Here is a 12,211-nt window from a genome sequence, read left to right as displayed (position 1 = left end):
AAGTATTTCCTGATAATAAAGGATTCGGCATATTAAATCCTGCTATAGGATCAAATGCTGGATAACTTATTCCATCAATTACTACAGTGCCTGTTTTAAATGTTCCTCCATTTGAAAGGAAATCTGCAAATTCCATCTCTGAAATAGTAGTATTTCCTGTATTTTTAATTAAAATACTATAATTTAAAATTTCCTGTATTGTAGCATATGCTTTATTTACTACCTTTGTTGCAGTTATACTCGGTATTATTATTATAGTTGAAACTGTGTTTGATTGAATAGATTTACTATAATCTTGTCCGTTTGGATCTACTTTATAGAAGAAACTTCCTAAAGCATAGTTAATAACTGAACTACGAGACGGAGATTGAATAACTGTTACTTTAAATACGACAGTTACTGAATCAAGCGGCGCTAAATTTCCTAGACTAAATCCTACATTTGGATCATAATCTGGATGGCTCACTCCATTTACAGTTACTGAACCTGGATTAAAAGTCACATCTGATTGAAGGGCATCTGTAAATAGTACATTACTAGCATCTACATTTCCATTATTCGTAACTGTTACAGTGTAGGTTATTATTGTTCCCATAGTTGAATAAGCTTTATCTACTGCCTTTGTTAAATATAATGAACCTAAATTAATTTGAGTTTGAACAGTGTTTGAATTAGTTTGGATAGTAATATCTTGTCCGTTTGGATCTATTTTGTAAGCAAAAGTAATATTTGCAGTATTACTAATTAAGCTTGGGGCTGGAAGTGATGTTACACTTGCATTAAACCTTACTACTACAGTGCTTCCAGCATTTAAATTAGATAAACTAAAACTAGTATAAGGATTATAACTTGGATAACTAGTTCCATCGATTGTAACTGACCCTTCTACAAATGTTAAACCTTGAGGTATAACATCTCTAAAGTTAATATTTTTAGCTAAAGTATTTCCTGTATTTATTATAGTTACAGTATAAGTTAATACATCATCTATAGTTGCATACGCCTTACTTACAGCCTTAGTTACACTTAATGAACCTACATTAATTATAGTCGTTACCGTATTACTTGTTCCTTGTGATATAACTTTTGGATTACTTGGATTTATATAATAGCTATAATCATAAGTTGCTTTATTGTAAATAGTATAGTCTTCTGGTAAAGTTTGGACTACTACTGCAAATTTAACTATTACACTTCCATAACCTACAATATCACTTAAATTAAATCCAGTGCTTGGATTTAAACTTGGATAAGTTGTTCCGTTAATTTTAACTGTTCCACTTACAAATGCTGCATTTGTATCTAATATATCTTTAAAGAAAATATCAGAGCAAGTTGCATTTCCTAAATTATTAATAGTTATAGTGTAATTTAAAGTATCTCCTATAGTTGCGTAAGCCTTATCTACTGTTTTAGTTGCCTGTAAATTACCAATTTTAATATACGTTATAACCGTATTTGAATTCGTAGTTGTTGTAACTGGTGTATCTGTAGGAGTTAGCTTATACGTGAATCTAATATTTGCAGTATTTTGAATTTCTCCACTTAAAGGTAATGAATCTACTTTAATAGTAAAAGTAACTGTATGATATTGATTTGGAATTAAATCAGTTAAACTAAATCCAACGTTTGGATCGTATCCGCTTTGACTTATACCATCAACTACGACTGATCCAGTGACAAATGACGCATCACTTTGAATTATATCTTTGAAATTAATATTTGTTGCATTTACTGAACCTGTATTTTGCACCTTTACTGTATATGCTATATTATCGGAAACAGTTGCATAGGATAGGTTTTCTGATTTTGTTACTGTAAGTTCCCCGTATGCTACATAAGTCTCCGTTGTATTAGTATTTATAGTTCCATCTATAACATCTATCCCTACAGTATATTTGTACGTTGTAGTTGCATAGTTATAAATAATATTTCCAGTAGGTCTACTTATAACAGTAGCTTGGAACCTAACAGTTGTAGTTCCTCCACCTGTTATATCATCTAAACTAAATCCAGTACTTGGATTATAACCTGTCTTTTGAACATTATTTACATAAACTGAATCTGTAACAAAGGATATATTAGAATCTAAAATATCTTTAAATAAAATATTTTGTGCTACCGTATTTCCTTCATTATTTAAAGTTACAGTAAAGTTTAAAGTATCTCCTATCTTAGCTAATGCTTTATCGACAGTCTTATCAGAAGATATAATAGTATCATAAACCATAACTGTAGTTTCGTTTGATGATTTAGTTTTAGTAGTAGGGCTACCATTTGGATCTACAAAATATGAATAAGTTATATCAGCTTTATTTAATAACTCATTGTTTATTGGAATAGAATTTGCAGTAACTGCAAAAGTTACAATAGTTTGTCCTCCTACAGGTATATCACTTAAACTAAATCCTATATTTGGATTAAATAATGGTTTATTTTCACCATTTACATATACCGAACCGATATTAAAAGAAGACTCACTTTGAATAATATCTTTAAAGTTTAAATTCTTAAGAATTGTATTTCCAGTATTACTTATAACTACAGTATAATTAATTATATTAGTTAATCTTACGACTGTTCTATCAGCTGATTTTAACGCTGTTAAATCCCCATAATTTATATAAGTTACTACACTATTACTTGATACGTTTGATGTGAAATATTGCCCGTTTGGATCAATTTTATATTGATATTCTATATTAGAAGTGTTACTTACAAATCCACTAGAAGGCATACTACTTACAGTTGTATCAAAGGTAATTGTTACACTGTTTCCTTGAAGTATAGTTCCTAACGTAAATCCTACGTGAGGATCATATGATGGATAGCTTGTTCCATTTATTTTAACAGTACCAGATACAAAGGATAAGCCGCTTGGAATATTATCTACAAACATAGTATTTTCTGCATTTACCGTACCGGTATTTACAATAACAGAAGTATAAGTTATAGTATCCCCTAAAGTTCCATAACTCTTACTTACACTTTTAGTATTTGTTAGTGACATAGTTTTTATATTAGTTGTAGTAGTATTACTTGTTAAACTTCCATTTATATAAAGTCCAGTTGGATTTAGTTTGTAGTTAAATGAAAGACTCGCCGTATTTTTAATTTGCGGTGGATTTGGAACACTTGTAACAGTAGCCTTAAACTGAATTACAGATGCTCCTCCTGGTAAAATATTTGTAATAGAGAATCCGGAATTTGGGTTAGAACTTGGACTACTTACTCCATTTATAATTACTGAACCTTGAAGGAATGTAGCTCCAACAGGAACTAAATCTGAAAAAACAACATTTTCTAAATTTACAGTTCCAGTATTTGTTGCAGTTACAGTGTAATTTAAAACATCTCCTACTGCAGCATAAGATTTATCAACTGCCTTTGTTAAAGTAGCTGAATAAGAATTTATTATAGTTGTTACAGTATTACTTGTAGCTGTTTTAGATATAGGTTGTCCGTTTGGATCCACATAATAATTATAAGTTGTAATTGCATTATTTTTTATAGTGTTTGGTGAAGGTAAGCTGTTTACGGCTACTTTAAACTCTACTGTAATTACCCTACCTCTAACTATATCTCCTAAAGTAAATCCAACTTCTGGATTAAATAACGGTTTGCTTATTCCATTTATTAAAACTGATCCTTGTACAAATGATGCTTCAGATTGAAGTGTATCTGAGAAGAAAGTGTTTAAAGCTGTTGATATTCCTGTATTTGATACCACAAAAGAATAAGTTAAGGTATCTGATACTCCAGCATAAGCTTTATCAACACTCTTAGTAATACTTAAATTTGCAAATGGATCATAAGTTTTTACAACATTTGAATAAACAGTTTTTGTAACTACAGGGCTATCTGGATTTTCTTTGTAAGTTAAAGTAACTTCTGACATGTTAGGAATATATCCAACATCAGGATTTGATATTATTGTAGCTGCAAAAACAATAGTTGCAGTATCTTGTGGGTGCAAATCATCTATAGGGAAAGAATCACTAGGGTTAAGATTTGGATAATTCACTCCATTAATATAAACTGTACCTTCGTAAAAATCTAAGAATGAATTTATAAAGTCAGCAAAAATGATATTAGTTAAAGGTACTGTTCCTGTATTAGTTATAGTTGTTGTATAAACTAATGGATCACCGACTTGAGCATAGGTTTTATTAACAGATTTAACTATAGAATACTGTGCCTTATTAATAATAGTTTGAACTTGATTACTAAAAATAGTATTATTTAAAACACTTCCGTTTGGATCTGGAAGATAGCCGTAAACTAAACTTGAAGTATTGTAAATAATATTAGGGTTTGGAAGAGACATAACTTTAGCACTAAAAGTTATTTCAAATTCATCCCCAGGGCAAATAGTTCCTAAAGTAAAGCCTATATTAGGATTATAGCTTGAGTAATATATTCCATTAATCGCTACTGTTCCTGCTATAAAGCTTGCTTCTGATTGGATACTATCTAAAAAAACTGTACTTATTGCATTTATATTTCCATTATTAGTTACGTTAACTTTGTAGTATAAAGTATCCCCTACTGATGCATATGCTTTATCTACAGCTTTAACTATATTCATGCAAACATAATTTGCTACAGTATCAACTATATTTGAATCAATCTCAGAACTTATAATGCTAGACCCTTGTGATATCTGGTATTTAAAAGGAACATTCGCAATATTTTCTATAAGATTTGAACTATCTAAACTATTGACTAAAACGCCGTATTGAATGTTAGTTGTAGTTCCAACTACTATAGGATTTGGTAGAGTAAAGCCTGTAAAAGGATTAAGATTTACATAACTAGTTCCATTTATTTTGACACTTCCGCTAACAAAAGAAGCCCCTATAACTTGTGGCTCTAAAACTTGTACGTTACTAGAATCTAAATTACCTATATTAGTTAAACTCAAATTATAAGTTACTGTATCTCCAATATTTGGGTAATTGTTATTATTACACCTTTCTCCTATAATCTCTGAAAATAGTATTTGAATAGACGTTGAATTACTGAATATAGTTTTCTTGTTTGAAAATACATATTGGTTTAAATAATATTTAAACGAAACGCAAGCTATATTTGTTATCTTAGTTGAAGGTGGTAATGAGTTTAGTTTTGCTCTAAACTTAATTTCAGTACTATCATTTTTAATTAAATCATTTAAATTAAATCCATCAACGGGATTTAAATCTCCAAAAGTTACTCCGTCTATAGTTACACTTCCACTTACAAAAGAACTATAAGAATCTAACTTATCTTGAAATAAAATACTTTGAGCTGTTTCTGTTCCTGTGTTTTGTATATCTATAGTATAAGTTACTATATCGTTTATATGGCCATTTGCTTCTGACACTGACTTTACTACAGATAAATTACCCTCTTGAACTATTACTTCTATTGTATTTGTTTTTCCTGAATTAGTTATAGTATCTATCCCTGAAAGGAATTGATAACTATAATTTGCATCTTGGTGAAGTAACCCACCCTCTGGAACGCTTTTTATAACTACTTCAAACATTAAAGTAACTATTCCTTTAGCTTCTACAGTTCCAAGGTTTACTCCATTTGCTATATTGTAGTTTGGATAAGATACGCCATTTATAGTAACAGAACCTGGTATAAAAGAAGTAGCTGCATTTATAACAGCCGATACTATAACGTTATTTGCATCGACATCCCCCTCATTTTTAACTTGAATCGAATAAGCTAAAGGTTCTCCTACCTCTGTGTTATATTCTGAATCACCATCTATATCGTAAGATAAAAGTGTAGCTGTTATATTTGGAGCTTTTGCTAAAACTTGTGCTCCGAGCGCTACTAATTGTATTCCGTCTGTTTCACTTCCAGCTGTGATTTGTCCTGCTAAAAGAGTTTGATTTGGAATTAAAGTATTTGATATATCAACGCTAGTTATATCCCATTTATTTCTGTTTCCTATAGTTTGACTTGGAATAAATCCGTCGTTATTTAGAGTTCCTCTAGTTCCATTAATATTTATAAGCCCATTACTAGAATCTAATTGGTTAGCTACATTAATAACCCCTGAAAAGAAATTATTTCCTGGGTTATTTGGAGCTGTACCTGGATTAGAACTTGGACTGTTTACTGCATTACCGATATTACTTAATGCTGCAAAGGATGGCCCTGCATAAACCATTTCTGTTCCGCTTAACGGTCCCCCATTTGCAGAAACTAAAGTTGCATACCCTTTTAAAAGATCAGTATCTGTTGATGTTGTAAATCCTGTGATAGTTGTTTGCAAGGGAGTACTAGAAGTTGCTACAGAAACACCTGAGCTATAGACAACCTTTTGAGGTTTTAATAAATTATTTCTATAAATTACATTTAAAGACCACCCTGCTCTACTGTTACTTAAGCCTGTAGATGGTACACTTGTCGGAACATTTGATACTGAATAAGTTCCTGACAATGAATCTTTAATATAACTTGTAACATCTGCAGCCCTATACCTATCTACTGTTCCTGATGTGCCGTTATAACTTTCCTTATATAAAGGTGTCACTTGGTAACTTCCCTTTGGCGTAGTAAAAGTTATAGGTTTATCTTGAATGCTTCTTAAATCTGTAGCACCAGGTACATTACTAAATACTGAAGAATACCAAACAAGTTCAGCATATAAAATTGTACTGTTTGATAAGATATTTAATAAAGCTGAGCTTCCAGATAAGGTATAATCTCTTGTTGTAGTACCATCAATTTTCATTAGATCAGATGTACTAATTATAGGTGCAGTATTGCTGCCACAAATAACAAGACTATTTCCAACCGTTACTAAAACTGCTTTATCTACTATTGAAATTCTTGGAATTAAAGACATCTTTTCCTCCTTAAAGTTTAATAACTTATTAGGACTTAAAGTCCCACTTATATTTTATTAATATATAGTTTCATAGGTTACTTTTTCTTATAAAAATCTATCAACGTAACCTTACTTTTTGAATAAAATATATAGATTAAACTTTAAAATAAAAAGGAGTACAAAATGCCTTCAAGTATTTTTAATATGACTATAAGTCAAACTCAAAACATTCCGATTTTAATAGGTGGCACATCACCTTTTAATGTAAACATTCAAAATACAAGTTCTACAAAGAGGTTATATAACTTAGGAATAGCTCTAACTCTTCCTGATGGTTTAACATTATCTTCATCTACTACACCTCAAACTTCTAGTACTACAAACGCTGATAATAGCACTACCTATTCTTTTGTAAATATAAAGGACTTAGCACCTCTTGAAACTCCGTATATATTTACTATAACTATAAAATGTAATGCTAAATTCAAAAACGGAAACGCTATCCCTTTTGGTTATAATTTTTCTGGAATAACTATATATAGCTATGTTGATACTATGCCAAGAGGAATTTATGATATAGGAAATTAAGTCCTAACTAGCACTATTTCTATGACTTATATAACAACTAGATTTAATAGCACTATAGTAACTTCTGGAAAGGTATTAAAGGGTGCTGGAACTTCTATTAATTTAAACGACTATTCTCAAGTTACAACTGCAACTTGTAAGTTTTTTAATAACTCTCTTTCTGCATCCTTTGTAAATATAACTATACTTTTAGATGATGGGATAAGATATATTGGAAATATATCTGTTTCTGGCACTGATTCTTCTCAGTTTAACTCTCCAACTATAAGCTATGTTAATAAAGACGGGAAACTTTATACCCAATTATATTTTGGAAATATAAATCTTTCTATAAATAGTAATACTACATTTATATTTAGCTATGCAGTTTGGAATAGATATAATAACAACACTTCAAATCTTATAAATCATGGAACTGTTTTAAATATGAATATATCTATGGTTTCAAATGACCCTCTCATAATTGCATCTTCAACTAGTTCAACTAACTTTTCAGCTATGGATTTAATAATAACGACATCTATAAATAAATCTACAGTTGACGTTCAAACAAATGTAACGTACACCTACGTATACAAAGTAGGAGGTTATTATAACATTCAAAATATTATAGTTCATTATTTCTTGCCAGATGGAATTTATTATTTATCCTCTTCTATTATTCCAAATAGCGTAGTAGATAATCCTACTTTAAAAGGTTTTTATTTAACTTACAATTTTCCTCTAGCTTCTATAAACTCAATTAAAACTGTAACAATTTCTGCAAGGGTTGATAGTTATTACAGGTATAAATTTGACTCTTTAACATTAAATTTACCTGTCGTGGCTTTTGATCTATTCTCAGCAAATACTGATATAACAGGAGTTTTAGATACACTTTTAGTAAATGTATCTGATAATTCAAGCGTAAATTCAAGTATTGCTATAGGAAATATAACTAAACAATTCATAAAAGGGTATTATAAAGACGGTTCCCCTAAAACAATAACAGCTTTAGCACCTGGAGATTTAGCTGAATACCTTTTAACTTATAATGCATCTACTTTAAAAGCTATCCAAAAGTCAGTTTTTATAGATGACTTTTTCCCACTTTCAGCTGATCCTATAGATAATTTGAACTACTCTTTTACAGGTGTAATGCCAGTAAACACTACTCCTAATTTAATTTCTCCTCACGGTGTTGATTTTAATTATGGTGATATTTTAGGGTTGTCTACAGGAACTATAAATGTCAAAGTCCCAATAGCTACTTTAGGTTCCTCTACTCAAAATGCTAATCTTTTAAAACTAAAAGGAATAAACACTTATGGAGTAGCTTATAGCAATAGATCTCAAGTTAATGTAAATATCGGAACTCCAAACCTTACTTTAACTAAAACAGTTTCAGGTCCAAACAAAAGTGCTATAAAAGCTAATGAAGTTTACACTTATACTGTAACTATAAGTAACTCTAATTCTTCAAGTGAAACTGATGCCTTTGATTTCACTTTAAATGACACTTTATCACCATCTTGGTTTACTTTAAATGTCGGAAGTATGTCTGTTACAGGTACTGGAACATTTACCCCTCCTATAGTTCAAGGAAACAATATAGTACTCTATATTAAGAAGCTTAGTCCAGGTAAATCATTGACTTTAACTTATACAGTAACTATAAGCAGCGTAATAGCACCAAACGTAAGTATACTAACTACAGCTACTACTACAAACCCTTACTCTCAAGTGTATAACGAGAGTACTACTAATTTTCAATATTCTAATTTAAATAAAAGTGCTTCTACTACAATTTCATCTGCAGCTATATCATTAACTAAAACTAATTATAGCGATACTTTTAAAGTAGGATCTAATATAACTTATACCTTAACTGTAGCGGTTCCCCTTGGAACAATAGCTTACAACCTGTATTTAAAAGACACTCTTCCAAGCGGAGGACAAAGTTATATTGGTCCTTCTTACAAAAACGGAATTTTAGTAAATCCAACCCTTAGTTCAAATAACGTTACTTTTCAAACTGAACCAATTATAGATTCAAGGACTTCTATACAAACTTTAACTTATATATTTACCTCAAAAATAACTAACGCAACTAAAGCTTTAAACTCTATTTCATCAACTCAAACAAACACTCTAACTTGTTATTACGGGCAGGTAGCTAGTGGCCCTTATTATTCTTTAAGCAAAAATTTAATAATAACAGTAAATCATCCAAATTTAGTTATGAGTTTAAGTGCTACAGATTTAACTACTCAAACCCAATATACTTCTACTGCAAATATTAATTTAAATTCAATTATGCAGTTTAAATTAATAATGAAAAACAATAGTTTAATAAACCTAGTAAACGGAACTATAGAAATCCCTATAAATGATAATTTTGTATTTTCTTCAATAGATAATTCAATTCTTTGTAGCGGAGTTTATAGTATCACCTTAAAAAAATTAATAGTTAATATAAGCTCCCTTCCGCCATCTTCTCTAGCTTATATAATATTTACTATTATTCCTAAACCAAACTCAAAATCTGGAACAAGCATGATAACTCAAGCTACTGCAACTTCTTACTATAATGATGTAACAGCTTCAAAAGTGTATGGAGGAGAAACTAGTAATCCTATAACTTGTACACTTGGACCTTCAGTTTCACTTCTTCCAGACCCAATCTATCAAATAAACCCTACAACATCATTTATAGTAACTCCTCCAGGAAACACTGCCCTAATATTAGATTACTTTAAGAATACTGGTGGGGGGTATGATGATTTCACTTTAATAATACAAAAGGTATCTATCCCTTATTCCCTTTATATAGATGATGTTAAAATTTCTGATGTTTTAGCAAATACCTTATACCAAGCAGACTTACAAGCTATGGCAAATTTAGCCCCTAATACTTCTAAAGTCATAAAAATAACTGCACTTATCCCTATAAATTCTTTAGGGGTAAGATATGATTTCACAGTTACAGCCAAGTCTAAAACTAGCCCTTACCCAGAAAGCACAGTATTAAATATAGACCCTAATCCATTTTAAAATATAAAAGAAGCTGCATTAATTAATTTTTTGCAGCTTCTAATAATATAAAACTAAATTATTACTTATAAATATTTTTTTATTTTCTTTTATATTTAAAACTAAATCTTTAGATTTTATCTTGATTTGAATCTTATCTAGATAACTAGCCTCTATAGGCAATAACATACTCTCAGAAAAACCTATAGTCTTTTCTAAGTATCTCATATTATTGTAGCTTTTATAAAATATTTTATATTTTATCTTACCTAAAACTAAGACCTTCACTTTATTTTTTATAAATGAATTTATAAATTTACTTTGTAGTACATCAATTTCAAATTTGACCTCTGAAATATTACTTATACTGCAAATAGTTTCTATTTTACTAAATAATAAGAAATCTTTTGATAAATTATTTTTATTATTAGTTAAAACTGAGTTACTATTTAAATCTATTCTTATAGGATACTTTTCTACATTATAAATATAATCATAAATAGCTGTTGAAATATTTTTTAGCTTTCCTTTGCACCTATCTATTATTAAAACTTTAAAACTTATTATAACCTTTTTATTTTTCTTAATATCATTTATAAAAAAACCTAAAATGGGATTCAAACATCTTTCTTTTTTATTATTTATCTTTACTGAGTTTTCAATAAACCTAGTTTCTTTTGGTATATTATCTATAAAAAAAATATTTTTTATATTCATGCTACTTATATTTTCTATCTCTGTAGTATAAGTCAATTCCTCTAAGGAATAAGAACATTTTTTATCTACAAATTTAGTTATTAGTAATCTATCTTGAATTACTAAGGTTTTTACAATATTACTGCTTGAAGTATTTGAAATTATAGGAGTTAAATCTGAATACCTATATTTATATTCTACCCTGCAGCTATTTATTATTTCCATTTAATCACCTTTAAAGTTTAATCTTAAATATATAAATCTCTGTATTTAATTAAAGAAGTAACACTAACTAAAGCTTTATTCTCACATAATTTAACTAAACTTAAATCTGTTATATCATATTCTAAATTAATAGTACTTAACTTACATGTATCTTTTGGTATATTTATTTTTTCAGTAAACGGCATAGATATTTTTTTAATTACAAATCTTTTATTATTTGAAAACTTATATTCAGCTACAACCATTAGCTTTATTTCGCCTATCAAAAGAAGTTCTTCTATTTCTTCTTTTAAACAATCTATTACTTTAAAACTATTTATAGAAAAATTTTCTACAATTCCTTCTAATTTATTTAAATTCATTTTAACCTTTTCTTTTACTCTACAACTATTATTAGAAATGTTTAAATATTTATCTTTAAACTTTATATTTTTATATATATTAAAATGAATACAGTATTTTTCATCTTCAAAATCTTCTTTATTAAAGATAAATTTTCTAAGCTTAACTTTCATCTTTTTACCTTTGATATTTTTATTCATTTATATAATATGCAAAGTCTTTTATCTATGTACAAAAAAAAACTAAACCGCACAAAATCTGTGCGGTTTAGTTCTAACTTAATCGGAGTTAACTTAAACGTAAATATATTTTATTTAACTAGCCCTTTAAAAACTAAATCCCTAACTTTTCTTTAATAGCATTTGTTTTTCGATAAAACACTATATTAAAACATACCACTATCCAAAACATGTTTTAATTAATTCTAGGATTTTATATTATGATAACTAAAGCCCTAAATAGTTATCTATAAAATAATGAAATTATAAATACTAAGATGGATTTATTTTTATAGTT

5 protein-coding genes are annotated in these 12,211 nt (G+C 29.0%); 2 read left to right on the top strand and 3 right to left on the bottom strand.

Annotated features, from left to right (window positions below; all coding sequences use genetic code 11):
* A partial coding sequence (locus tag M4I33_RS03890; protein WP_257915569.1) for a hypothetical protein occupies positions 1-6,850 on the bottom strand: 6,850 nt, incomplete at its 3' end.
* A gap of 165 nt (positions 6,851-7,015) precedes the next feature.
* Here M4I33_RS03890 and M4I33_RS03885 point away from each other — a divergent pair.
* Positions 7,016-7,420 carry a hypothetical protein gene (locus tag M4I33_RS03885; RefSeq protein WP_257915568.1) on the top strand — a complete coding sequence of 135 codons (405 nt, stop codon included), beginning with the start codon at positions 7,016-7,018 and terminating at the stop codon, positions 7,418-7,420.
* Positions 7,421-7,441: 21 nt separating this feature from the next.
* Positions 7,442-10,453, top strand: a complete 3,012-nt coding sequence (locus M4I33_RS03880) for an isopeptide-forming domain-containing fimbrial protein (protein ID WP_257915567.1) — start codon at positions 7,442-7,444, stop codon at positions 10,451-10,453.
* Between the two features lie 39 nt (positions 10,454-10,492).
* Here M4I33_RS03880 and M4I33_RS03875 read toward each other — a convergent pair whose 3' ends face one another.
* On the bottom strand, positions 10,493-11,353 hold the full coding sequence (locus M4I33_RS03875; RefSeq protein ID WP_257915566.1) for a DUF11 domain-containing protein: 861 nt from the start codon (positions 11,351-11,353) through the stop codon (positions 10,493-10,495).
* A gap of 23 nt (positions 11,354-11,376) precedes the next feature.
* Entirely contained in the window at positions 11,377-11,868 is a 492-nt protein-coding gene (locus M4I33_RS03870) for a hypothetical protein (RefSeq protein ID WP_257915565.1), read from the bottom strand.
* Between the last annotated feature and the right edge of the window lie 343 nt (positions 11,869-12,211).

The organism is Clostridium sp. LY3-2 (assembly GCF_024705715.1).
Classification (GTDB): domain Bacteria; phylum Bacillota; class Clostridia; order Clostridiales; family Clostridiaceae; genus Clostridium.
The sequence above is the reverse complement of the archived record's forward strand: the minus strand, read 5'-3'. Positions and strand labels throughout refer to the sequence as shown.

Bases quoted from the DNA above. Each gene is read 5' to 3' on its own strand.
- M4I33_RS03885 (WP_257915568.1), top strand. From the start codon at position 7,016: ATGCCTTCAAGTATTTTTAATATGACTATAAGTCAAACTCAAAACATT.
- M4I33_RS03880 (WP_257915567.1), top strand. From the start codon at position 7,442: ATGACTTATATAACAACTAGATTTAATAGCACTATAGTAACTTCTGGA.
- M4I33_RS03875 (WP_257915566.1), bottom strand. From the start codon at position 11,353: ATGGAAATAATAAATAGCTGCAGGGTAGAATATAAATATAGGTATTCA.
- M4I33_RS03870 (WP_257915565.1), bottom strand. From the start codon at position 11,868: ATGAAAGTTAAGCTTAGAAAATTTATCTTTAATAAAGAAGATTTTGAA.